Below are 25,434 nucleotides of genomic sequence, written 5' to 3' on the forward strand. Positions count from 1 at the left end.
ATATGAAAATATTATTAGTTATCGATCAATATGACAGAGGAAATAACGGAACCACAATGACTGCCCAGCGCCTGGCGCACACGCTGAATGCACACGGGCATGAGGTCAGAGTGGTCAGTACAGGAAATTCCGGCAATGGTAAGTACCTGGTGAAGGAATATTTCCTGCCGCCTATCGTACACCATATCGTAACAAAGCAGGGAATGGTTTTTGCAAAGCCGGACGAAGAGGTACTTAAGGAAGCCATTGGCTGGGCGGATCTGGTGCATTTCCTGCTTCCCTTCTGGCTCGGCATTAGGGGGCTGCACATCGCCCAGGAAATGGGCGTGCCCCATACCGCCGCATTCCATGTGCAGCCGGAGAACATCACCTATACGCTGCATCTGGGCCGCCAGAAGAATGTGAATACCTGGCTGTACCGTTTTTTCTGGGATAATTTTTATAAAAATTTCCGCCATATCCATTGCCCCAGCACGTTTATAGCGGAGGAATTGAAGGCGAATCACTACACTGCAAAGCTGCATGTGATTTCCAATGGTGTGGATCCGGACTTTGTTTACCGGAAAAAGAAGAAATCAGATAAGCTTAAGGATAAATTCATTGTGCTCATGATCGGCAGGCTTTCCAATGAAAAACGGCAGGATGTGCTGATTGACGCCATCGCCAAATCCCGATATGAATCACGTATTCAGCTGGTGCTTGCAGGACAGGGGCTGAAATACGGAAGCTACCGCCTGCGTTCCCGGAAGCTGACCAATAAACCAATCATGCGGTTCTTCTCCCATGAACAGCTGGTGAACCTGCTTTCCGAAACGGATTTGTATGTCCATGCGGCAGATGCGGAAATAGAGGCTATCTCCTGTATTGAGGCATTTTCCAGCGGCATCGTCCCGGTAATCGCCAACAGCCCCAAATCGGCTACTCCGCAGTTTGCCCTGGATGAAAGAAGCCTGTTCCAGGCCGGCAGCAGCGACGATCTTGCCGCAAAGATCGATTACTGGCTGAGTGAACCTGCAGAGCGCGCGCGTATGGAAGCAGAATACAGCGAACATGGAAAGAATTTCGCTCTGGACGGCTGTGTCCGGCAAATGGAGCAGATGTTTGAAGAGGAACTGAGAGATTTTCACAGGGAAAACCGGCGGATTGAAAACTGCAGGAAATTCACGGAGGAAGGTAAGAGCAGGGACGGTGTCGTATATGAAGAAAAGCATCTGATTAAGATGTGGACGCCCTTCCGTTTCAAGGTGCGGGAAAATTATAATTTTTTTCCTGCAAATCCACTGTTTATCCTGGGCGGAGGGCTGATACGCCTTATCATTTACCTGCTGGTAGCGCTGATAATCAAACCTATCTGGGGGCTGAAAATAGAAGGAAAGGAAAATCTGAAGGCTATAAAGGGCGGGGCTGTCACCGTATGCAATCATGTGCATCTGCTGGATTGCATCATGGTTTCCTATGTGCTGCGCAGCCGTAATGTATGTTTCCCCACGCTGGAATCCAACTTCCGGATACCTCTGATACGCCATATTATACGTCTGCTGGGCGCTATTCCAATTCCGGAGAGCAAGCAGGGTTTCAAACGTTTTATGGAGGCGACGGGGAAATGGGTGCAGAACGGGAACCTGCTCCATTATTATCCGGAGGTGGTGCTGCATCCTTATTATCAGGGAATCCGCGGATTCAAACGGGGAGCCTTCCTTACCGCCTGTGAAACCGGCGTGCCAGTACTTCCCATGGTGATTTCCTACAGACAGCCCGGCGGCCTGATTGGTATCCTGAAGCGCAGGCCCTGCCTTACCCTGAAAATACTCCCTCCGGTGTATCCTGCCGAAAGTGCCAACAAACGGCAGCAGACCGTGGAGCTGATGGATACCGTATATGACAGAATGAACACTGCCTATTGGAATTAGAGGAGAAAATTGAAAATGATACAAAAAGAAAAAGAAGTCCGGGAGCTTGCTGGTATTTTAAAGACCGTGGACAGCTGCGACACCTGCCGTCTGGGGCTTGTTGACGGAAACAGGGCGTATATTGTGCCTCTCTGCTTTGGTTATACTTTCCTTAACGGTAAGTTCACTTTTTATTTCCAGAGCAGGCTGGATGAAAAGAAGACGGCCCTGATAAAGGCAGCAGAGGAAGCAGCGGAGGAAATAACCTTTCAGATGGATGCCAACCACTGCATGCTGCCGGTGGGAGGAAGTGAATATACCATGCTTTACAGCTCCGCCTTCGGCTGCGGAAGGCCTGTCTTTTTAAATGGGGAGGAAGAGAAGAGGACTGCGCTGAAGCATATCCTGGCCCATTACATTCCCGGAAAATTCGCGGAAGACCAAAACTCTCTGCCGGAGAATGCCTGTATATTCAAACTGGAGGTAACAGAACTGACCTGCAGGGAAAACAGATAAAATGACCGTTAAAAAAAGTCCTTCAATGCGAAAGCACTGAAAGACTTTTTGTTTTTTCTGTTTCCATACTCCATGGAGCTTCAGATAGTTATTCCGCAGCCGGGGTTCCGTCCTCACCGCCTTCGGCGCCGGTATCACCCGTTTGCGTTCCCCCTTCTCCGGCATCCTCTTTAAAGCCAGGCGCATCGTTTTCCGTAGTAATAACTATGGAATCATCCGTAGGCATCTCTCCCTGCAGAATCTCTGAGATATAATTGATCCGCTTTATTGCCCTGTTATAATATTCAGCGGCGGCAGCGGCCACATTTTCGTTATATTCTTCTCCGCCATAGGCTTCCCGGTACAGGCTTGCCGCCTGGGACATATTGTCCCCCGCCTCGTCAGCGAGGTTCTCTATTGCGGAAAACTGCCTGGGCACCTCAATCTCCGCCAGCGTATTGAATTCCGCCGCCAGATCGTCAAGTGCGGTTAGCATATCCTCCATCGCGGTATCAGATTCCGGATCAATATTATTTAGCACATCAAAGGTTTCGTTCGCCTGTTGGGTAAAATTTTCCATTTCCGTATGAAATTTATCCAGCTCCGCATTCTTTCCGCAGCCCGCAAGCAGTGCGGCAGCCAGAAGCGCGGCGGCCAGGAGGCCTGTCTTTCCTGTTTTTATCATCACTATCGTACCTTTCCGGTTATGTTCCTATTCAACTTACCATATTCCGAGCCTGAAATCAAGGGTATGATAAAGGCGGAGAAGGTGAGTTACTGTTCACTCAGTACTGTGCATTTACTGCACAGTACGTAAGAACGTGATTCAAGAGTGCATAAATCCCATCGCCGCAGGCGATTTTTAATGGATTTATGCAGTTACTGGTCACGGAGTGACCAGTAACGAAGGTGACGCTTTTCTTTTGTTTATTTTCATGTTAGAATGTTACATATTTGTAAATGGAGAAAAAAGGATGACAAAACAGGAATTCAGAGATTTTGTAAAGGAAAAAATGGTTTTTCTGGACGGTGCCACAGGCTCCAACCTTATCACGAGAGGCATGCCCGCCGGGGTCTGTCCGGAAAAATGGATAATGGAAAATGAAGATGTCCTCATTGGCCTGCAGAAGGAATATGTGGAAGCGGGGACTGATATTTTATATGCGCCGACATTTACGGCCAACCGGTGCAAGCTCAGGGAATACGGCATGGAGGAGCAGATACGGCAGGTGAACCATAAACTGGTAGCTGTTTCCAGAAAAGCTGCGTCCGGCAGGGCGCTGGTTGCCGGAGATCTGACCATGACCGGCGAACAGCTGGCCCCCATAGGAAGCATGGAGCTGGAAGAGCTGATTGCAGTTTACAAAGAACAGATAATCCTTCTGGAAGAGGCTGGCGTGGATCTGCTTGTTGTGGAAACCATGATGAGCCTGCAGGAATCCAGGGCCGCCCTTATCGCCGCCAAAGAGACCTGCCCGGATCTTCCGGTCATGGTCACCATGACCTTTGAAGGCGACGGAAGGAGCCTGTACGGTACGGACGCGGCAACCGCCGCTGTGGTGCTGGAAAGCCTGGGAGCCGATGCGATAGGCGCGAACTGTTCTACAGGCCCCGGCCAGATGGCCCGGATCATACGCAGTATGGCTTCCGTGACCAGGGTTCCCGTGATTGCCAAGCCCAATGCAGGACTCCCTTCCCTGGATGCGGAGGGAAAGACGGTCTACAGCATGCAGGCGGAGGAATTTGCAGGGGAAATGCGGGAGGTATGTGAAGCCGGCGCTTCCATTATCGGTGGCTGCTGCGGAACGACACCCGCGCATATCGCCGCCCTGCATAAAGCTTTCCATGCCGTAAAGCCGGCCGGGACCGGCCGCCGGCCGGAAGGAACCCGCTTCCTGGCCTCCGAACGCAGGACGGTTGCCTTCGGGCTGAAGGATCCCTTTCTTATCATAGGAGAACGAATTAATCCCACCGGCAAAAAAATGCTTCAGGCCGAGCTCCGTGAGGGCAGCTTTGAAATGGTAACCAGGTTTGCCCAGGAACAGGAGGAGGGCGGTGCTTCCATTCTCGATGTCAACATGGGCATGAGCGGTATTGACGAAAAGGAAATGATGCTGAAAGCCATGGAGGAGGTGGCGGGAGTCAGCCAGCTGCCTCTTTCCATCGATTCCAGCCATATTGACGTAATAGAAGCTGCGCTGCGCCGTTATCCCGGAAGGGCGCTTATCAATTCCATTTCCCTGGAAACGGAAAAGTTCGAAAAGCTGATTCCCATGGCAAAAAAATACGGCGCCATGTTTATCCTTCTTCCTTTATCCGACGCGGGACTACCCGAAAGCCTGCAGGAAAAGAAGGACATTATCGGTAAAATTCTGGAGCGGGCCATTGACTGCGGACTTACGAAGGAAGATATCATTGTGGATGGCCTGGTCACAACAGTAGGAGCCAATCCCAATGCGGCGCTGGAAACCCTGGAAACCATCCGTTACTGCAGGGAAAAACAGCTGGCGACCGTATGCGGGCTTTCCAATATATCCTTCGGCCTGCCTCAGAGAGCCTATGTAAACAGCGTCTTTCTGACGATGGCAATCCAGGCAGGGCTTACAATGGCGATTGCCAATCCTTCTTCGGAGCTGCTTGTTGCCAGCGCTTTTGCATCGGATATGCTTCTTCACAAGGAAGGCAGCGATCTGCGTTATATCGAGTACGCGGCCTCCTGCACAGGCGTCAGCGCCCAGGCAGCGCCCGCAAAGGCCGTCTCAAAGGAAACAAAAGCGGCGCAGCCCGCAGAAGCTTCCCCCTCCTCCGATGTCTATAACGCAGTTCTTAAAGGAAACCGGAGCGGCATTGGGCAGATTACCCGCCGGGCGCTGGATGCAGGGCTTCCGGCTAAGGAACTGCTGGATAACTGCCTGATCCCTGCCATCAATCAGGTAGGAGAGCTTTTCGATAAGGGAAAATATTTCCTGCCGCAGCTGATTTCCAGCGCGGAAGCCATGAAGCTGTCAATCGGCATTCTCGAGCCCCTGCTTTCGGCAGGAGGCGCGCGGGAGCAGATGCCTGTTGTGGTCATAGCCACGGTGGAAGGCGATATCCATGACATCGGCAAGAATCTGGTGGCTCTCATGCTTAAAAATTACGGCTTTCAGGTCATTGACCTGGGCAAGGATGTTCCCAAGGAAACCATCGTCCGCGCCGCCAGGGAAAATCACGCCTCCATCATCGGCCTGTCAGCGCTGATGACCACCACGATGCAGGAAATGAGACACGTGATAGAGCTGGCCCGTGCAGAAGGCCTGGATGCCAAAATCATTATCGGCGGCGCGGTCATTACGCAGGAATATGCGGACGAAATCCATGCGGACGGTTATGCCCGGGACGCCGCGGATGCGGTGAGACTGGCCAGACGCCTTCTGGGTATCCGGGAGGGAATGGGAGGCACCTATGGAAATGAATGAAAAAGAGGCAGTAAGGGAGCAGGAAGGACCAAAGGAAGAGCTGTGGGATGATCTTCCCCATGACAGCCAGCATGACGAGCTCTGGGAGGCTGACGGAACTGAGCTGGCCGTGAGGCAGCTGATGGAGCAGCTGAAGGAATCCGATGAAAAACGGACGGCCTTACAGAAAAAGCAGCTGTTTTTCACCCGCATATTTGCGGTTTCCAATCTGGTTCTGGCAGCGCTTGTCCTCCTATTTGTGGCCAGTGTGCTTCCCGGGCTGACCAGGGCGCTGGAGCAGGCCTCAGGAACTCTGGAGCAGGCCTCGACGGCGCTGACTATGGCGGAGGATGCGCTGGATGAACTGGGGGATGTGGCCGACAATGTCAATTCCCTGGTGGATTCCAGCAGCCTGGCAGTGGAGCAGACCATGAAGAAGGTGGACCAGATGGACATTGAAAGCCTGAATGAGGCAATTTCCGATTTGAATGATGTCATAGCTCCGCTGGCGGAGTTTTTCGGCAAATTTAGAAAATAATGGAGGGATAGAAGATGAATGGTGCGGATGCGATAGTAAAGTGTCTGGAGTTGGAAGGGATAAAGGAAGTATTTGGTTATCCCGGTGTGGCAATCTGCCCTTTTTATAACAGCATTCTGGATTCTGAAATCAGTACTGTTTTAATCAGGACGGAACAGAATGCGGCCCATGCGGCCAGCGGCCTGGCGCGAGTGACCGGCCAGGTGGGCGTATGCGCCGTGACCTCAGGCCCCGGGGCGACCAATCTGATCACCGGCATTGCAACAGCCTTTGCAGACAGCATACCCCTGGTCTGCATTACCGGACAGGTGAACAGCGAGCTGCTTGGCAGCGATGTGTTCCAGGAGGCCGATATTACGGGCGCGGCGGAATCCTTTGTAAAATACAGCTACCTTGTCCGGGATGTGAATGATATTCCCAGAATTTTCAAGGAAGCCTTTTATGTGGCAAATACCGGAAGAAAGGGGCCTGTCCTCATTGACGTCCCCATTGATATCCAGAATGCCCAAATCTCCAAATTCCGTTATCCGGATGAAGTGAATATGAGAACCTACAAGCCTACGGTCAAGGGCCATGCGGTGCAGATCAAGAAGGTTATCCGTGAGCTGGAAAAGGCAAAACGCCCTCTGATCTATGCCGGCGGCGGTGTTACCCTCAGCGGCGCCTGCGAAGAGCTTCGCAGATTCTCCGAAAAGTTCCGGATCCCCGTGGTTTCCACCATGATGGGCATCGGCGTTATGCCCACGGAGCATCCCATGTATTTCGGCATGGTGGGAAATAACGGAAAATCCTATGCCAACCGCGCCATGAATGAATCGGACCTGCTCATTATGGTAGGCGCCCGTGTGGCGGACCGTTCCGTGAACCAGCCCGACCTGATCACCCATGACAAGGTTCTGGTACATATTGATGTTGATCCGGCTGAAATCGGCAAAAATGCCGGTCCCACCATTCCATTGGTAGGAGATGCCAGATACATTTTTGAAGATTTTGAAAAACAGGAAATTGACTGCGAGCATGAAGAATGGCTCCATACCCTGGAGGGCTACAAAAGCAGCATGAAGCAGTTTCGGAAGCCCAATCCGGACTATGTGGATCCGGAAGCGCTGATTCACCGCATTTCAGAAAAAATGAAGCCTGACGGCGTCTATGTGGCTGATGTGGGCCAGAACCAGATCTGGTCCTGCGCTTTCCATGTGGTCAGGGAAGGCCGTTTCCTCACCTCCGGCGGCATGGGCACCATGGGGTATTCCATTCCGGCCGCCATGGGCGCAAAGCTGGGCGACATGAGCAAGCAGGTAATCGCTGTATGCGGCGACGGCTCCTTCCAGATGTCCATGATGGAGCTGGCAACCATCCAGCAGTACCATATCCCGGTGAAAATAGTGGTCCTTCGCAACAACTATCTGGGCATGGTAAGGGAATATCAGCATTACTCCTATAAAGACAGGTACTCGGTGGTTGACATTGCGGGAACGCCCCATCTGGATAAGCTGGCGGAGGCCTATGATATTCCTTTTATCAGGGTCAGCCGCAATGAAGAAATTGACGGGGCGCTGGACGCCTTCCTGAAGGATGACTGCTCTTATCTTATGGAATGCATGATAGACCCGATGGATCTGGTAAAATAATCATGGAGGTGGCGGAATGAAAAAAATATACTCTGTTCTTGTTGAAAACAGATCCGGTGTCCTGTGCAAGGTGGCGGGCCTGTTTTCCAGAAGATGCTTTAATATCAATTCCCTTGCGGTAGGAGAGACGGATGACCCGGCTGTATCCTGCATGACAATTGTCAGCAGCGGCGACCAGCGGACCATTGAACAGATCGAGAAGCAGCTGAATAAAAAGCTGGATGTCATCAAGGTAAAGACCTTTGACGAAACGTCAAGCATCAGCCGCGAACTGATGCTTGTCAAGGTAAAGTACAACCGCAACAACCGTAAGGATATTATGGAAAACTGCGCTATCATGCATGCGTCCATCGTGGACATGTCCAAGCACATGATGCTTATCCAGATATGCGACACCCCGGAAAGAGTGCAGCTCTTCCTCACAATGCTCCAGTCCATCAGCATCGTGGAGGTAGCCCGCACCGGAACCCTGGCCCTTCCCAAATGCCTGGAAAATGACATTTAAAACGGCGTTCCGTACACATAGGATACCGTTGCTTGTATAACGTATTTTTCAGTATTTTAATATAACCATAACCAGAGGTTATAAAAAGTATGACTGACTATCATACGTTGACAAGGGTTGGAAATGTTGCTAGAATAGTTTGAAAAGACAGCACCGGACGGGCCTTCGGGCCTTCGGACAAAGAGGGGCGTGGTACATAAATGCGTAAAAAAGTGTTTCAGCTGCTTGTAGATAATACATCGGGTGTTCTGAGCCGGATATCCGGCCTGTTCTCCAGACGCGGCTACAATATTGAAAGCATAACGGCAGGTGAAACTGCCGATCCCAGAATTACCAGAATCACCATTGTCGCCAAAGGCGATGATGAGATCCTGGAACAGATTGAGAAGCAGGTTTCCAAGCTGGTGGATGTACGGGACATCAGGGAACTGAAGCCCGAAGAAAGCGTTTACCGCGAGCTTGCGCTGATAAAGGTCAAGGTCAGCGCCGAAAAGCGGCAGGACGTCATAGCCATCACCAACATATTCCGCGCCAACATTATTGATGTGGGCCAGGAAAGCCTGATTGTGGAGATCACAGGCAACCAGAGCAAGGTGGACGCCTGCATCAATCTTCTGAGCAATTACGAAATCCTGGAGCTGGCAAGAACAGGCATCGCAGGCCTGGGACGCGGAACCGGGAATGTGGTTTACCTGGAAGATTACTGCTCCATCGTCTGATTTTCATGTTTTAACAGTCCCTTCCGCCGGACGGCGGAGGAATTACCGGACAGCAACACACAATACCGGACGCGCTGCGCCCGAAGCATAACAGGACTCTGAGGTACAGCCATCGCTGCGGCCTTTCAGTTATATAGTCATTCAAACAAAATGGAGGAAAGAAAAATGGCAAAGATTTATTATCAGGAAGATTGTGACCTGTCTTTATTACAGGATAAAACAATCGCAGTAATCGGTTACGGCAGCCAGGGCCATGCACATGCCCTGAATCTGAAGGAGTCTGGCTGTAACGTCATTGTAGGACTTTATGAAGGTTCCAGATCCTGGGCGAAAGCAGAGGCACAGGGACTTACCGTATATACAGCTGCAGAAGCTGCAAAGAAAGCCGACATCATCATGATTCTGATCAACGATGAGAAGCAGGGCGCACTTTACAAAGAATCCATCGAACCCAACTTAAGACCCGGCATGATGCTTATGTTCGCACATGGTTTTGCCATCCACTTCGGACAGATTAAGCCTCCGGCAGATATTGACGTTGCCATGATCGCACCCAAGGGACCCGGACATACCGTAAGAAGCGAATACCAGGCCGGAAAAGGCGTTCCCTGCCTGATCGCAGTACAGCAGGATGCCACAGGAAAGGCACATGACCTGGCACTGGCATACGCGCTGGGAATCGGCGGAGCAAGAGCCGGCGTTCTCCAGACCACCTTCCGTGAAGAGACCGAAACCGACCTGTTCGGCGAGCAGGCAGTGCTGTGCGGCGGCGTATGCGCGCTGATGAAAGCAGGCTTCGAAACACTGGTAGAAGCAGGCTACGAACCCGAAAGCGCATACTTCGAATGCATCCATGAAATGAAGCTGATCGTTGACCTGATCTACGAAAGCGGCTTTGCCGGAATGAGATATTCCATCTCCAACACCGCAGAATACGGCGACTACATCACCGGCCCTAAGATTGTAACAGAAGACACCAAGAAAGCCATGAAGAAAGTCCTTTCCGACATCCAGGACGGCTCCTTCGCAAAAGAATGGCTCCTTGAGAACCAGGTAGGCTGCCCTCACTTCAATGCCATGAAGAAAAAAGAAGCCTCCCACCAGCTCGAAAAAACCGGTGCAGAACTCCGCAAACTCTACAGCTGGAACGACACCAACAAACTGATCGAAAACTAAAACCCCGTAAACAATCCCCCCTCTTTCGGGCCGGATTTGCTTACATAATAACATTTACACACAAAAAGAGACTGCGGTTAGATACATTCCCCAGTCTCTTTTTTAGTCTAATCATAACTTCCCATTTCCTTCACAGCATTCCATGTAGAAATCCATGAACTTCCCGGCAGTAGACGAAAAGGCCGCATTTTTTATGTAGGCAAACCCCACCTTCCTGACGGGCACGGATACCGGCATCGCCAGCCGTATCAGCCTTCCGCTTTCCAGCTCCTCCCGCACAAAGCTTTCAATGACACAGGCGATTCCCAAATCGATTTTTGCAAAATCAATCAGAAGATCCATGGAGGTCACTTCCAGTATCTGCGCGGCGCTGATTCCTTCACTGAACAGATACTTGTCCATATACTGTCGGGTAATATTTTCCTTGTCAAGAAGCATCAGCGTCGCATGGGAAATCAAATCCCCTGCCGACGGCTTTCCGGGAAAAGATACCCTTTTGCACAGGTTTTCCAGATAACGCCTTGTGCAGACAAAAATATCTTCAATTTCCTGCACCGGATAAAAAACAAGCTTTTCCATCCGCTCATTCTCCCCGATAAGCCCGATATCCACCGTCCCTTTTTCCAACGCCTCCATGGTCTGATAAGTGGACTGGCAGGAAATGGAGATTTGGATATGCGGATTTTCCCTGGTAAAACGGCTGAGATAGGGAAGCAGTACATATTTGCACAAAGTTGAGCTTACGCCGATGGAAAGATGGCCCATTCCCAACTCCTGCACCTTTCGGAGCTGTTCCTCCCCCTGGCAGATGGCGTCGAAGGCGCTTTCCACCTGCCGGAAAAGGATTTCCCCTGTTTCCGTCAGTCTGACCCCTCTGGAGGAACGCAGAAACAGAGTGGTGTTCAGATTCTGCTCCAGACGGGAAATCGCTTTGCTGATGGCCGGCTGGCTGATAAAAAGCTGCCGTGCCGCCCCGGATATATTCCGGCATTTGGCCACCGTATAAAAAATATGGTATAAATTCAGATTCTGTTCCATTGAACCAACTCCTATAACTACACTGTATTTTATGAAATTATACTATAACTTGTAATTATAGTAAACATGAAAGAAAAGTATTTTCCCTGAGGCCAGGGTTATGATACACTAAATTTATCGAACGGCCCGGGAGCGGCCTGTACAGATGCTGGCAAAACAGCAGAAACGGAGGAAAGAAAAATTATGGGAATGACAATGACACAGAAGATTCTGGCAGCCCATGCCGGCCTGGAAAGAGTGGAAGCAGGCCAGCTGATCGAGGCGGATCTGGATCTGGTGCTTGGCAATGATATTACCAGTCCCGTAGCTATTAAGGAAATGGAAAAAATGAAGGTGGACGGCGTTTTTGACAAAGACAAAATCGCTTTGGTACCGGATCATTTTGTACCCAACAAGGATATCAAATCAGCGGAACACTGCAAATGCGTCAGGGAATTTGCTTACCGCAACCAGATTACCAATTATTTTGAAGTGGGGGAAATGGGAATTGAACATGCCCTTCTTCCGGAAAAAGGCCTGGTAGTGGCTGGCGACGTAGTTATTGGCGCGGACTCCCATACCTGTACCTACGGCGCGCTGGGCGCATTTTCCACAGGCGTTGGAAGCACGGACATGGCTGCCGGCATGGCCACAGGAAAAGCATGGTTCAAGGTGCCCGGAGCCATCCGTTTTAACCTTACCGGAAAGCTTTCCCAATGGGTGAGCGGCAAGGATGTGATTTTACATATTATTGGTATGATCGGCGTGGACGGCGCTCTTTACAAATCCATGGAATTTGTGGGAGACGGAATTGCCAGCCTGACCATGGACGACCGTTTTACCATTGCCAATATGGCTATTGAAGCCGGCGGAAAGAACGGTATTTTCCCGGTGGATGATCAGGCGCTGCTTTATATGAAGGAGCACTCCATGAAGACACCGGTGGTTTATGAAGCGGATGAAGATGCCGTTTATGATGAGGAATATACCATCGACTTAGGCGCTCTGCGTCCGACTATCGCATTCCCTCATCTGCCTGAAAACACGAAAACCATCGACGAGATCACAGAGGATGTGAAAATAGATCAGGTAGTTATCGGTTCCTGTACCAACGGACGTATCGGCGACCTGCGCTGTGCCGCAGAGGTCCTTAAGGGCCGCCATGTGGCTTCCGGCATGCGCTGCATCATCATTCCCGCCACACAGGCTATTTATCTTCAGGCGATGGAAGAGGGCCTTCTGAAAATATTCATCGAAGCGGGCGCGGTTGTGAGCACACCTACCTGCGGTCCCTGCCTTGGAGGCTATATGGGAATCCTGGCAGCCGGTGAAAGATGCGTATCCACCACCAACCGAAATTTCGTGGGACGTATGGGCCATGTGGATTCCGAGGTCTATCTGGCAAGCCCGGCCGTAGCTGCGGCAAGCGCTGTGACAGGAAAGATTTCCTGCCCCTGCCAGCTGTAAAGTAAGCAAAGGAGATTAGAGAAATGAAAAATGCAAAAGGAACCGTATTCAAATATGGCGATAATGTAGATACCGATGTAATCATTCCTGCCCGTTACCTGAATTCCTCCGATCCGGCGGAGCTGGCTACGCATTGTATGGAAGACATCGATAAGGATTTTATTAAAAATGTGAAAAAAGGCGATATCATTGTTGCGGAAAAGAACTTCGGCTGCGGCTCTTCCAGGGAGCATGCCCCGATAGCCATTAAAGCGGCGGGCGTAAGCTGCGTTATCGCAGAAACCTTTGCCCGTATTTTCTACAGGAATGCCATTAATATCGGCCTTCCCATCATCGAATGCCCGGAAGCCTCCAAAGCGATTGAGGCAGGAGATGAAGTAGAGGTGGATTTTGATTCCGGCGTCATCACGGATGTGACAAAGGGAACCTCCTACCAGGGGCAGGCCTTCCCTGAATTCATGCAGAAAATTATAGATGCGGAAGGACTTGTTAATTATATCAATAACAAGCAGTAAAAAGAAGCGGAGAGGGTTTCGCAGGAGACGTTTCTGCCGCCATCATAAAAGGAGCGCAGCTGGCCGGTGGGCCGAAGCTGCGCTCCTTTTATGTCCAGGAAAATAGCAGTCTGTTATAGGAAACGGCGTTTCCGGACGGATTTCAGTTTTTCTTTTCCTCTCCATAATAGAGAATTCCCAGTGCTCCGGGACCGGCGTGCGTTCCGATGCTGGGACTGATATCATTAATAATAATATCCTCGATCCCGGTCAGTTCCTTTACGAATTCCGCCGCCAGTCCGGCGTCCTCAGGGCAGTTTCCATGGACGATGCCTACAGGAACCGTGCGGTCGGGCGCATCACCCAGGGTTTTTGCCACGCGCTCCGCCAGGGTGCGGATGGATTTTTTCCTGCCGCGGGTAGTCCCATCGGAAACCAGGGTCCCTTCCCTGCCCACATAAAGGAAAGGCTTCAGGTTCAGCGCGGTTCCCACTGCGGCAGCGGCACCGGAGATCCTGCCGCCTCTTTTTAAATGAAACAGATCATCCACGGTAAACTGCACATGCAGATGCTTCTTATATTCCTCCAGATAAGCCGCGTTTTCCTCCAGAGTCTTTCCTTCCTTCCGCAGCTGATTTGCCTTAATTACAAGAATGGTTTCCGCCAGGGAAACATTCAGGGAATCCAGAACCACAATTTTGCGGTCAGGATATTCTTCACACAGCTCCTGGGCGGTTACATAAACATTGTTGTAGCTGCCGCTCAATGCGGAGGAAAAGGCAATATGCAGGATGTCATTGCCGTCTTTCAAAATACGTTCGAATTTTTCCCGGATCACCGCCGGATTATTGGCCATGGAAGAGGGCAGCTCTCCTTTTTTCATGCGTTCATAAAATTCTGCCGGAGGCATATGTTTTTCATCACCGTATACCTCTTCCCCAAAGGCATAATACTGCGGGATGATGACGGTCTGAAACTTTTCCGCGTAGGAAACAGGTAAATCGGAATTGGAATCAGTGGTAATTTCATACTTCTGCATGGGTAAACCCCTCCTGTTATCTTTCTGGCAGCTGTTTTTAACGATACAGTTACCTTTGATTTTCAAAAGCTTTGAATTTCAAAACACAGTAATTATAGCTTTTTCCGGCGATTCTGTCAATGCACGCATTTGTCGCCGTTCAGTCCTTTACAGCTACCGCAATTTTTTCAATGACTTTTATGGCAAGATGGTGTAAAATAGGAAGGAAATATTGTTTTTTGAAAAGGAAGGACTGATTGCCTGAATGAATTTTAAAGAAGATGTTTTTGCCAAGGTTATCACATATATTACGGTTGCGGTACTGCTGGGAGCGATGCTGGTGGAGGCTTTTGTCATTTATACGGAACGAAGTGAGAAAAAGGAAATTGCAGGCCGGCTGGTATCCGCCAGGGCCAGTGTCAGCAGTCTGACAAAGGAGAAGGCGGAGCTGGAAGCGCACAATACCGAGCTTCAGGAATTTAAAAGCAAGTGGGAGAATCTGGTGATCCTTGCCGATAATGAATTCTGCCAGGAGCTGCGGGAGGAGCTTTTCCGCCGGCCGGAGGTGATTCCGGAAGAGGCCATCGAAGCATCCCTGAAAGCAGAGCTGGAAGAGGGGCGGGGGCCGGAGGAAGAAAAGGCTGGATCCGAAGAGCAGACGGAGGACGGCCCCTTGGCAGCGTTTGTTTTCCCCTCTCCTGAGGATAAGGAATGGTTCCTGCCACTGAATCTGGGAAACAAACCCAGCGTGGAATATCTGTTTTATGCCAGGGCCGTTGATGTGGAGAGGGATCGGTGTATTGATCTTCTGTATGAGGTTCCGGTGGACGGAGCGGACGACTCGCCGCTTCTGGATGAGGACGGAGAAATTATCTGGAATTGCATGGCCTACGATGCCGGCCTGGGATGGACACTGATTACGGAGGAAGAAGAATAAATGATGACGATTGATGGAATATTTGCGCAGCTGAACGGACTGATTGAACGGCGTGAATGGGATAAGGTGGAGCCTTTTCTTACCGGCTGCATGGAAAACGCCTCAGAATTGAAGAATTACGGGATATATATTACCATTGGAAATGAACTTCTGGATTTTTACAGGGAAACCGGCCAGTTTGAGAAGGCGCTGAACCTGTCTGAGGATATTCTTCTTTTAATGGAAGAACTGCAGCTGGAGGAAACGGAGCATTTTGCCACGGTCATGATCAATGTGGCTGCTGTCTGCCAGGCGGCCGGACGGGACGAGGAGGCTTACCGTTATGATGTGCGCGCCCTGAAAATATATGAGCAGGCTCTGTCCGGCGGGGATATAAGGTTTATACGTCTTTATCAGAATATGAGCATGCTTCTGGAAAGCCGCAATGAATTTGAAGAGGCGGCGATGCTGCTGGAAAAGGCGGCCTCCATACTGGAGAATAAGCCGGAAGAGAAGGAACAGCGGGCCGATCTGCTGACAAGCGCCGCTCTGCTGCGTTTTAAACAGGAAAAATACGAAGAAGGGGAAGAACTGCTGAAGCTGGCATTGTCTCTTTACGAGGCTTCCGGAAATTTGCCCGGCGAGGCAGAAGACGGGGAAGAGCTGCACTGTGCCCATTACTCCGCGGCACTTTCCGGACTGGGTGAGGCCGCCTTCCGCCGTGAGGATTATGAAACAGCCCTTGCCTTTTATGAAAAGGCGGCTTCCGTCAGCGCCTCCACCTTCGGTGAGTCGGAGGGCACGAGACTGCTTCGGGAAAACTGTGCTGCAATTGTTCAATTGCTTCACAGTGATTGCCAAAACCCATCCTGAATCGCCTTTTGCGATGGATTTTGGCAATCCTGAATCACTTTCTTACGGTCAGCGCAAAGCGCTGGCCTGCGCAGCTGAATGCGCTGTCCTGTTTGAACAGTAACTTTGCGCAATTACTGTGTTCATAAAGGAGAAGATGCTTCTTGAAACATATGTTCGAACATGCTATAATGACGAAGGCAGATTTTCTGCTGACAGCGGCTATACTGGTTCTTGCAGGGGTTCTGCTGGTCAGGCATTTTACTACAGGGCCGGGAGACGGCTGGGTAGTGGTCAGCCGTGACGGAGTAGTGGAGGAGCGCCTTCCTCTTTCGGAGGATACCAGGCTTTTGCTGAAGGATGCTTCCGGCAACGAGAATCTGTTGGTAATAGAAGGGGGCAGTGTCCGTCTGGAGGACGCTGACTGTCCGGACAGGCTCTGTGTCAGGCAGGGGGCAATCAGCCGCAGCGGGGAAAGCATCATCTGCCTGCCTCATAAGCTGGTCATAACGATAGAAGGCCGTGCAGAAACGGATTCTTCCGCGCCGGATGCCATGTTGGACTAAAGGGGCAGGCCGGCGTAAACAGGTTCCGGCCTCCCTGAATTGCATGCGGCTTTAATCACATGCGCGCCCTGCGCGCAGATGGGGGCAGACATGAAAAAAACAGCTTTGCTCAGTATGCTGCTTGCCTTCGCGCTGATCCTGGGTTATGTGGAAGCTTTGATCCCGCTTCCCTTCGGCGTCCCCGGAATGAAGCTGGGGCTTCCGAATCTGGCGGTGCTGATTACCATGTACCGTTTTGGGAATAAAGAAGCTCTGACAGTAAATGTTGCGAGGGTATTCCTTGGCGGCTTTTTATTTGGAAATCTATCTGCCGTTCTTTACAGCCTTTCAGGCGCCCTGGTGAGCTTTCTTGTCATGTTGGCGATCAAAAGGCTTCCCTGTTTTTCCATAACCGGAGTGAGTGTGGCGGGAGGGACAGCCCATAACTGTGCTCAGCTTGTGGTGGCCATGCTTGTGGTGCAGACGTACCAGACCATATATTATCTGCCGTTTCTGCTCATCTCAGGCTGTATTACCGGCCTGTGCCTCGGACTGACGGCGGGACAGGTGATGAAGCGCCTGCCGGCCTGGAGAAGTGATTTATAAAGACTGCCTGCAGCTGTGAAGGAACCGAACGGATAATGAATGAAAAAAGCGCCTTCCGGCGCGGACAGGAGTTTGCATGTTTGCATATTTAGTAGGCAAAATCGCCGATATTTCAGAAGATAACCTGGTCCTGGAGGTCAACCATATCGGTTTTAATATAAAAATTCCCTCCAGCCTCCATTCCAGCCTTCCGGGAATCGGGGAAGAGATAAAAATACATACCTATACCTGCGTCAGGGAGGATTCCTTTCAGCTGTACGGATTTCTTACAAGGGATGACCTGGACATGTTCCGTCTCCTCATTACTGTCAACGGCATCGGCCCCAAGGGGGGACTTGCCGTACTCTCCGTGCTCAGCGCGGATGATATCCGCATGGCGGTTCTGTCCCAGGATGCCAAAACAATTGCGAAGGCGCCAGGTATCGGAGCCAAGACGGCACAGCGGGTCATCCTCGATCTGAAGGATAAGGTTTCCCTGGAGGACACCTTCGTTTCCAGGGAGAGCGCCGCTTATGCGGAGAATTTCTCCGGACTTACGGATACCCGGAACGAAGCGGTGGAAGCGCTGACCGCTTTGGGCTATTCCGCCACAGAAGCGCTGCGCGCTGTAAAACAGGTGGAAAATGCGGAAGCCATGGATGTGGAAGCTCTGCTGAAGGCAGCATTAAAACATATTATTTAAGGGCCGCGCTGCGGCTGCACAGCGGCTTACAGCTGCATGGAGGATTACATGCCGAGAGTCATTGAAACAAACATTACGGAAGAGGACATCCGGATCGAAGGGACGCTGCGTCCCCAGACCCTGGATGATTATATCGGCCAGGAAAAGGCCAAGGAAAACCTGAAGGTTTACATTGAGGCGGCCAGACAACGCGGAGACGCGCTGGATCATGTTCTGCTTTACGGGCCGCCCGGCCTGGGCAAAACCACGCTGGCAGGCATTATCGCCAATGAAATGGGTGTCAATATGAAGGTAACCAGCGGCCCGGCAATTGAAAAGCCCGGGGAAATGGCTGCAATCCTGAACAATCTTCAGGAGGGCGACCTGCTGTTTGTGGATGAAATACACCGCCTGAACCGGCAGGTGGAGGAAGTGCTTTATCCCGCCATGGAGGATTATGCCATTGACATTATGATTGGAAAAAGCGCCTCCGCCCGTTCCATCCGCCTTGATCTGCCGCATTTCACCCTGGTGGGGGCAACGACAAGGGCCGGCTTGCTGACAGCGCCCCTGCGTGACCGCTTCGGGGTCATCCACAGGCTGGAATTCTACACGGTGGAGGAACTCAAATCCATCATCCGTCATTCCGCCAGGATACTGGATGTGGAAATCGATGAGGGCGGCGCCAGGGAGCTGGCAAGAAGAAGCCGTGGAACGCCGCGCCTTGCCAATCGTCTGCTTAAAAGAGTCCGTGATTTCGCCCAGGTACGCTTTAACGGCGTAATTACACAGGAGGTGGCAAATCAGGCGCTGGATCTTCTGGATGTGGATAAAATGGGGCTGGATCATGTGGATCGGAACATGCTGGACACCATGATTTATAAATTCAGCGGCGGCCCGGTGGGGCTGGATACGCTGGCGGCGGCCATCGGGGAAGATGCAGGCACCATCGAAGAAGTCTACGAGCCGTATCTTCTGAAAAACGGCTTTATCAACCGCACACCCAGAGGAAGAGTGGTGACCGGACTGGCTTATCAGCATTTGGGACTTGAAATTCCGCAGTAGTTTGATCTATAATAGATTTTATATAAATATCGGGTATTGTATAAAGGAGCTAATCTATGGCCGTTAAGACAGATACGGAAGTAATCATAGGCGGGAAGGTCTTTACTCTGAGCGGTTACGAGAGTGAGGAATACCTGCAGAAGGTCGCTTCCTACATCAATAATAAAATGACGGAATACGGCAAGCTGGACAGCTTCCGGAAACAGCCGATTGAAAGGCAGAGCGTTCTGCTTCAGCTCAACATTGCGGATGATTATTTCAAGGCCAGGAAGCAGATAGCATTGCTTGAGGAAGATATCCAGGCTAAGGAAAAGGAACTTTATGATTTGAAGCATGAACTGATCGCTTCCCAGATCAAGCTGGAAAACACGGAGAAATCCATGAAAGGCCTGCAGCGTGATCTGAATGAAAGCTCCAAGAAAATCATACGCCTGGAAACGGAGCTGGCAGATAATAAGAAAAAAGGAAGCAGTGATTCCCATCAGAGGAATTAAGCTTCATAAATGGTATATACAAAGGCTGTCTTTAGCAGGACAGCCTTTTTCTATCCTGTTAACCCGGCAGGCTGCGTTTGTCAACTTTGCAGATGCCGGTAAAGCAAAGCGAAAGAAGGAAGGGATATTATGAAAAAACCGGAATTACTTGCGCCTGCCGGGGACTATACCTGTTTTCAGGCGGCGCTGAAGGCCGGCGCGGATGCCGTATATATAGGAGGACAGAGGTTCGGGGCCAGGGCCTATGCCGGAAACTTCAGTGACACAGAGGTGGAGGATGCCCTGAAGGAGGCGCATTTTTATGGGAAAAGGCTCTATCTTACCGTAAATACGCTGCTTAAGCAAAATGAAATAGGGGAGCTGGAGGATTTTATCGGCCCGTTTTATGAAGCGGGGCTGGATGGCGTAATCGTGCAGGATATCGGGGCGCTGTCTCTGTTGGGTACCCTTTTTCCTGGACTGGAGCTTCATGCCAGTACACAGATGACCGTTACGGATGTGCGGGGCGCCGAATTCCTGAAGCAGCTGGGCGTCTGCCGTGTCGTTCCGGCAAGAGAGCTGACCCTTGGGGAAATAGAAGCGCTGTGCCGGGAAAGCGGCATGGAGGTGGAAGCGTTTATCCATGGAGCCATGTGCTATTGCTATTCCGGCCAGTGCCTTTTCAGCAGCCTTCTGGGCGGCAGAAGCGGGAACCGCGGCCGGTGCGCCCAGCCCTGCCGGCAGCCCTACCGGATCCTGCCCGGACAGAACGGACAGGAATGCTATCCGCTGAGCCTGAAGGATATGTGCACGATAGAATTTATCCCTGAGCTGATAAAAGCAGGCATTGATTCCTTTAAAATCGAAGGCCGTATGAAAAAACCGGAATATGTGGCAGGCGTAACCAGTGTCTACCGCCGCAGAATTGACGCCTGCCTGGACAGTCCGGATGGAGCGGGAAAAGTATCTGCAGCCGATATGCATATATTATCTTCCCTCTATATCCGCAGTGAAATCAGCGGCGGTTATTATCACAGACATAACGGCAGGGAAATGATAACACTGGATCAGCCTGGCTATGCGGGCTGTGATGAAGCGGTTCTGCAAAATATCCGTTCCGGCATTCTGGAACCGGAGCTTACTGTTTCCGTAATACTGGAGGCCAGCCTTCACCCTGGCCGGCCCCTGCGCCTGAAGGCGGCGCTGGCCGGGAAAGATATTCCTGCGGCAGTTTCCGTGGAAGGACAGGAGGTACAGACTGCCTCCAAACGGCCGCTAAGCCGTGAGGACGTGGAAAAGCAGCTGCGCAGAACCGGCGGAAGCGGCTTCCGGGCAGAGGATATCCGGCTGGATATGGCGGACAACGCATTTTTGCCTGTCAAAGCACTGAATGAAGCAAGACGTCAGGTGCTGGATCTTCTGAAGCAGAAAACAGCACAGGAAAACGGCCCGGTAAGAACAGCAAATAAGTGCCGGACGGACGCACCTTCAACAGCAAAGGGGATACCATCCTGTGCGGCCGCGGTTTCGGAAAATACACAAAAAGGGAGCGGGATTCCCCACGGTCCGCTTTCCGTGCATGCATCTGTAAAAACCATATCCCAGGCATACAGCTGTCTGAAGGAAGGGGCGGGCAGGCTGTACCTTCCCCATACCTTCCTCCGGGGAGACTGGGAAGCTGCTTTAAAAGACATGAAAAATGAATTTCCGGGAGCAGAACTGTATCTTTCCCTCCCCGTTATTCTCCGTAAACAGGATGAAGCCAGGCTGGAACGTCTGTCTGCCGCCCTGGGTACCGGATTATTTGACGGCGTGCAGGCGGCATCTTTATCCGGACGGCAGTGGCTGTACGAAAAGGACTGGAAGGGCGGTGTTGCCCTGGAACACAGGCTGTATCTGTGGAACCGTGAAACCTATGGCTTCTGGGCGGATAAAATGGATACCTACTGCGCGCCGCTGGAGCTGAACCGCAAAGGTATTTATGCGCTGCCAAAGAAAGGGCAGGAGATTCTCGTTTACGGCAGGATTCCCATGATGGTAACGGCAAATTGTATCCGTAAAACCGCGGGAAGCTGTCTGAAGGAGACGGAAAGCCGCCGGGGAAAAACAACGGCCGGGACATCTTGTGAAGTTCTGCATTCAGACAAAGCCTTAAAACAGGCGGATATGCAGGAATACCGTCTGCTTGACAGATACCAGGCGGAGTTCCCCGTGGAAACAGACTGTGCTTACTGCTACAATATCATTTACAATTCCGTTCCCCTTTCCCTTCATGCATATCTGGGAGAAATCGCGGAAAGCGGCGCCGAAGCGGTCCGCCTGGATTTCCTGGAGGAAAGCGGAGCACAGACGGCGGAGCGCATGTCAATTTTTCACCGCCTTTGCACCACCCGCAGTGCGGAGGCGTCAGAGCTTATCAACAGGCAGGTGAACTGGAAATTTACCACCGGACACTTTAAAAAAGGAGCCGAATAACAGGGTATGGAACAATACATCATTGTTTACTCCAAATACATAATCACTCTGTTCATGATACTTTATACAGTGCTTTCTTTTTTTCGGGTATTCTGCACGGAAACAGGCCGGAAAAAATATGACAACCTGCAGAGTGCCTTCATATTTGTCATTCAGTTTGCCGCATTTCTGACCATATGCGTGGAAAAAGGCGATGTGGATTATCTGTTCTTTTATGCCATGTCCCAGATAGCCATTTTTACTGCCATGATGATGTTTTCCATGATTTATCCGGGAATCAACCGGCTGCTGGTGAATCATATGTGTCTGCTGCTGGGGACCGGTTTTGTGATATTGACCCGACTGGATCTGCACAAAGCCGGAAAACAGCTGCTTATCTCGGCCGTTTCCCTGGCCGTCGCCCTGGCGGTCCCACTGTTTATCCGCAGATGCCGCTTCTGGAAAAAACTGACCTGGGCCTATGCCGGGGCAGGTATTATTGCCATCGGCGCTGTGCTCATATTAGGGCAGGTGACGCATGGCTCCAAGCTGTTCTTTTCCCTGGGAGGAATCACCTTCCAGCCCTCGGAATTTGTGAAAATCCTGTTCCTGTTCTGCATGGCCGCCATACTCTGGGAGGATTCCTCCTTTAAAAATGTGGCCCTCAGCGGCGCGGTTGCCGCGGCTCACATTCTGATCCTTGTGGCCTCCAGGGATCTGGGCAGCGCCCTGATTTTTTTCGCCGCCTATGTATTCCTGGTTTTCTTTGCCACCGGAAAATACCGATATCTGCTGGCCGGGGCCGGCGCCGGAGGTGTGGCTTCCTATCTGGCTTTCCTGATATTCAGGCACGTGCAGGTCAGAGTACAGGCCTGGAAGGATCCCTGGAGCGTAATTGACAACCAGGGCTACCAGATCACCCAGTCGCTCTTTGCCATGTCCCGGGGAAGCTGGTTCGGCCTCGGAATCGGCCAGGGTACGCCGAAGGACATCCCTTATGTGGAGACCGACTTTATTTTTGCCGCGGTGACGGAAGAACTGGGAATCATTTTTTCCATCTGCCTGATTTTCATATGTATTTCCTGTTTTTTTATGATTCTAAAAATTGCCCTTTATTCCTCAGATCCCTTTTTCCGCCTGATTGCTTCGGGCTTCGGCGTAATGTATATTTTTCAGATTTTCCTCACCATCGGGGGCGGTACCAAATTCATCCCGCTGACCGGCGTGACTCTTCCTCTGGTCAGCTATGGAGGAAGCAGCGTCATGACCACCCTGATCCTTTTTTCCATCATGCAGGGAATCTGGCTCAGGGAACAGGACGAATGGGAAAAAGAAGACCGCAGACGCAGAAAGGCGTATGATGGGAGCGGCGTCGGGGAAGAGCCGTATGAGGAAGACTATATAGAAGAAGACTATCAGGATTACAGCGATATGGAAAATGATGCAGTGGATGACGAATATATGGAAGACGGGGATTATGAAGAAGAAGGCTGGAATGAAGATGAGTACGAAGAAGACGACTTTGAAGAAGACTACCGCAACGGCCCGGAAAAAGAAATCTACTGGGACGATGAAGAGGAAGCGCCTTGGAACGGAAGAAAAAATATACAATATCCGAAGGGCAAATAGAAACCTGATCGGCACAGCAGCTTTTTTCTGCTGCCTTTTTGCGGGCCTTATTATCTATCTGTGCACCTATGTCACCTCCAATTCCGAAGCCCTGTTCAATAACAGCTACAACAGCCGGCAGGCTGTCCTTGCAACGAAAAACACCCGCGGCACCATTTATTCTGCGGACGGAGAAATCCTTGCACAGACAATCAGGGATGAATCGGGAAAAGAAGTCCGCAATTATCCCTATGACAACATGTTTGCCCATATCGTAGGCTATTCCGACAAAGGAAAAACCGGGCTGGAAAGCCTGGCCAACTACTACCTGATCAACACCTCGGCCACTGTAGCCCAGCAGGCCGGCAACTCCGCCTCCGGCAAAAAGAATCCGGGAAACAACCTCTATACTACCCTGGACACCGGGCTTCAGGAGGTTGCCTATAAAGCGATGGGCATATATGAGGGCGCAATTGTGGTCATGGAACCCGATACCGGGAAAATACTTGCCATGGTTTCCAAACCGGATTTTAATCCCAATGAAATCGCCGGAATCTGGGACGAAGTCACAGCGGACACCGAAAATTCCAGCCTGCTGAACAGAGCCTCCCAGGGCGTATATCCGCCAGGCTCCACCTTTAAAATCGTGACTTCACTGGAATACATCCGTGAAAATCCGAATACCTGGCCCAATTACACCTACCAGTGCAACGGCAGCTATACCCATGGAGAGAACACCATCCGCTGCTTCCACGGAAGCAAACATGGCCAGGTTTCCTTTGAACGCTCCTTTGCCAAGTCCTGCAATGCCTCCTTCGCCAATATCGGTATGACGCTGGATAAACAAAGCTTTGTTTCCACTATGCAGGATCTCCTCTTTAACCAGGAGCTTCCCATTGACATTCCCTACTCCAAAAGCCACATCCAGCTAACCGCCGACAGCGGTGACGAGGATCTCATACAGACCGTCATAGGCCAGGGCAAGACCCAGATCACCCCTCTGCATTTATGCATGATAACCTCCGCCATAGCCAACGACGGACTTCTGATGCGCCCCTACGAAATGGAACGCATTGAAAGCGCGGACGGTAAAATCATCAAACAATTCCAGGCACAGCAGTACCGCCGCCTCATGACTTCTGAAGAAGCCGCCGCACTGCGCGGCCTGATGACCGACGTGGTGGAAGAGGGCACCGCCTCCCGCCTCTCAGGCCTTACTTACACAGCCGCAGGCAAAACCGGTTCCGCTGAATTCAACCAGAACAAAGCCGATTCCCACGCCTGGTTCACCGGCTTCGCCCCCGCCGACCACCCGGAAATCGCCGTTACCGTCATCATAGAAGGCATCGGATCCGGCAGCGACTACGCCGTCCCCATAGCCAAAAGAATCTTCGACGCCTACTTCAACGCCGGTTTTTGATGGGGGTGGGTGGGGGTGCCGCTGTCTGTTTTTGCTTCCGGGCCCGGTATACGCTCCGGGGCGGCTGTGGGACGTGGGGGGATTTTTCTGCTCCAGTCTCAAAAACGGGGTGTTTCTAATTGCTCCAAAACGGCAGAATCCTGTCAACGCGGCTGAACTCCTCACACAGCGGCCTTTGGCCGGCTGCGTTCGTCAGACAAGCCGCTAAGGGCGACAGGGTTCTGCCGTTTTGAAGCAATAAGAAACATCTCCGTTTTTTCCAATGGAGCAGAAAAATCCCCCCACGTCCCACAGCCACCCCGGAGCGTATGCCGGGCCCGGAAGCAAAAACAGACAGCGGCACCCCTCGGCAGGCGGTATGAAGGACAAGGACAGCGAAATTGAAGGAATTTCAGTTAATTAAGGGAGACGGATGTAGTTACATATTTTGGGTATATTTTAAATATAG

Annotated in this window: 23 protein-coding genes; 20 read left to right on the forward strand and 3 right to left on the reverse strand. The window is 51.3% G+C overall.

The genetic code is table 11. From position 1 onward, the window contains the following. Positions 1-2 precede the first annotated feature (2 nt). Both DXC51_RS29555 and DXC51_RS16605 read left to right on the forward strand, forming a co-directional pair. Positions 3-1,910 (forward strand): glycosyltransferase, encoded by a 1,908-nt coding sequence (locus DXC51_RS29555; RefSeq protein WP_025490025.1) that lies wholly within the window; start codon positions 3-5, stop codon positions 1,908-1,910. A gap of 15 nt (positions 1,911-1,925) precedes the next feature. Next, positions 1,926-2,405: a pyridoxamine 5'-phosphate oxidase family protein gene (locus DXC51_RS16605; protein WP_025490024.1), complete on the forward strand. Its 480-nt coding sequence runs from the start codon at positions 1,926-1,928 to the stop codon at positions 2,403-2,405. 88 nt (positions 2,406-2,493) lie between these two features. Here DXC51_RS16605 and DXC51_RS16610 read toward each other — a convergent pair whose 3' ends face one another. Next, entirely contained in the window at positions 2,494-3,069 is a 576-nt protein-coding gene (locus tag DXC51_RS16610; RefSeq protein WP_025490023.1) for a hypothetical protein, read from the reverse strand. A gap of 289 nt (positions 3,070-3,358) precedes the next feature. Here DXC51_RS16610 and DXC51_RS16615 point away from each other — a divergent pair, with 289 nt between their 5' ends. From DXC51_RS16615 to ilvC, 6 genes are all read left to right on the forward strand, one after another. Beyond that, positions 3,359-5,842, forward strand: a complete 2,484-nt coding sequence (locus DXC51_RS16615) for a homocysteine S-methyltransferase family protein (protein WP_117531747.1) — start codon at positions 3,359-3,361, stop codon at positions 5,840-5,842. Continuing rightward, complete coding sequence (locus tag DXC51_RS16620) at positions 5,829-6,359, forward strand: hypothetical protein (protein ID WP_025490022.1); 531 nt, start codon at positions 5,829-5,831, stop codon at positions 6,357-6,359. Before DXC51_RS16615 ends, DXC51_RS16620 begins: the two co-directional genes overlap by 14 nt. A 14-nt stretch (positions 6,360-6,373) precedes the next feature. Then, positions 6,374-7,990 carry a biosynthetic-type acetolactate synthase large subunit gene (gene ilvB / locus DXC51_RS16625; protein WP_102288791.1) on the forward strand — a complete coding sequence of 539 codons (1,617 nt, stop codon included), beginning with the start codon at positions 6,374-6,376 and terminating at the stop codon, positions 7,988-7,990. Positions 7,991-8,006: 16 nt separating this feature from the next. Further along, on the forward strand, positions 8,007-8,495 hold the full coding sequence (gene ilvN / locus DXC51_RS16630) for an acetolactate synthase small subunit (protein WP_021637443.1): 489 nt from the start codon (positions 8,007-8,009) through the stop codon (positions 8,493-8,495). A gap of 200 nt (positions 8,496-8,695) precedes the next feature. Further along, complete coding sequence (ilvN, locus tag DXC51_RS16635; protein WP_021637442.1) at positions 8,696-9,214, forward strand: acetolactate synthase small subunit; 519 nt, start codon at positions 8,696-8,698, stop codon at positions 9,212-9,214. 111 nt (positions 9,215-9,325) lie between these two features. Continuing rightward, entirely contained in the window at positions 9,326-10,390 is a 1,065-nt protein-coding gene (ilvC, locus tag DXC51_RS16640) for a ketol-acid reductoisomerase (RefSeq protein ID WP_081745438.1), read from the forward strand. Positions 10,391-10,501: 111 nt separating this feature from the next. On the opposite strand, the gene DXC51_RS16645 is transcribed toward ilvC, so the two are convergent. Further along, positions 10,502-11,428: a LysR family transcriptional regulator gene (locus tag DXC51_RS16645; protein WP_102288792.1), complete on the reverse strand. Its 927-nt coding sequence runs from the start codon at positions 11,426-11,428 to the stop codon at positions 10,502-10,504. Between the two features lie 183 nt (positions 11,429-11,611). Between DXC51_RS16645 and leuC the strand changes: the two genes are divergently transcribed. After that, on the forward strand, positions 11,612-12,874 hold the full coding sequence (leuC, locus tag DXC51_RS16650) for a 3-isopropylmalate dehydratase large subunit (RefSeq protein ID WP_117544958.1): 1,263 nt from the start codon (positions 11,612-11,614) through the stop codon (positions 12,872-12,874). Between the two features lie 23 nt (positions 12,875-12,897). Then, positions 12,898-13,389 (forward strand): 3-isopropylmalate dehydratase small subunit, encoded by a 492-nt coding sequence (gene leuD, locus DXC51_RS16655; protein ID WP_021637437.1) that lies wholly within the window; start codon positions 12,898-12,900, stop codon positions 13,387-13,389. Between the two features lie 142 nt (positions 13,390-13,531). Here the strand turns inward: leuD and DXC51_RS16660 are convergent, their stop codons facing one another. After that, positions 13,532-14,407 (reverse strand): DegV family protein, encoded by an 876-nt coding sequence (locus DXC51_RS16660; RefSeq protein WP_117544959.1) that lies wholly within the window; start codon positions 14,405-14,407, stop codon positions 13,532-13,534. A gap of 244 nt (positions 14,408-14,651) precedes the next feature. On the opposite strand from DXC51_RS16660, the gene DXC51_RS16665 reads away from it, so the two are divergent. From DXC51_RS16665 to DXC51_RS16710, 10 genes are all read left to right on the forward strand, one after another. Then, complete coding sequence (locus tag DXC51_RS16665) at positions 14,652-15,323, forward strand: hypothetical protein (RefSeq protein ID WP_025490018.1); 672 nt, start codon at positions 14,652-14,654, stop codon at positions 15,321-15,323. After that, entirely contained in the window at positions 15,324-16,175 is an 852-nt protein-coding gene (locus DXC51_RS16670; RefSeq protein WP_117544960.1) for a tetratricopeptide repeat protein, read from the forward strand. It begins immediately after the preceding gene. Positions 16,176-16,327: 152 nt separating this feature from the next. Continuing rightward, positions 16,328-16,720 (forward strand): NusG domain II-containing protein, encoded by a 393-nt coding sequence (locus DXC51_RS16675; protein ID WP_243003219.1) that lies wholly within the window; start codon positions 16,328-16,330, stop codon positions 16,718-16,720. A 90-nt stretch (positions 16,721-16,810) separates the two neighbouring features. Further along, entirely contained in the window at positions 16,811-17,305 is a 495-nt protein-coding gene (locus DXC51_RS16680) for a Gx transporter family protein (RefSeq protein ID WP_117544961.1), read from the forward strand. Between the two features lie 76 nt (positions 17,306-17,381). Continuing rightward, positions 17,382-17,987, forward strand: a complete 606-nt coding sequence (gene ruvA / locus DXC51_RS16685; protein ID WP_025490014.1) for a Holliday junction branch migration protein RuvA — start codon at positions 17,382-17,384, stop codon at positions 17,985-17,987. Between the two features lie 48 nt (positions 17,988-18,035). Further along, the gene (gene ruvB, locus DXC51_RS16690) at positions 18,036-19,031 is read left to right on the forward strand and encodes a Holliday junction branch migration DNA helicase RuvB (RefSeq protein WP_117544962.1); all 996 of its coding nucleotides are present in this window, start codon (positions 18,036-18,038) and stop codon (positions 19,029-19,031) included. Between the two features lie 56 nt (positions 19,032-19,087). Next, positions 19,088-19,525, forward strand: coding sequence for a cell division protein ZapA (gene zapA, locus DXC51_RS16695; protein WP_025490012.1), 438 nt, complete (start codon positions 19,088-19,090; stop codon positions 19,523-19,525). Positions 19,526-19,654: 129 nt separating this feature from the next. Then, positions 19,655-21,979 (forward strand): peptidase U32 family protein, encoded by a 2,325-nt coding sequence (locus DXC51_RS16700; RefSeq protein ID WP_117544963.1) that lies wholly within the window; start codon positions 19,655-19,657, stop codon positions 21,977-21,979. Between the two features lie 6 nt (positions 21,980-21,985). Beyond that, positions 21,986-23,587 (forward strand): FtsW/RodA/SpoVE family cell cycle protein, encoded by a 1,602-nt coding sequence (locus DXC51_RS16705; protein WP_243003216.1) that lies wholly within the window; start codon positions 21,986-21,988, stop codon positions 23,585-23,587. After that, positions 23,529-24,986, forward strand: coding sequence for a peptidoglycan D,D-transpeptidase FtsI family protein (locus DXC51_RS16710; RefSeq protein WP_243003217.1), 1,458 nt, complete (start codon positions 23,529-23,531; stop codon positions 24,984-24,986). The genes DXC51_RS16705 and DXC51_RS16710 overlap by 59 nt, the downstream gene beginning before the upstream one ends. Positions 24,987-25,434 lie beyond the last annotated feature (448 nt).

The organism is Eisenbergiella massiliensis (assembly GCF_003435485.1).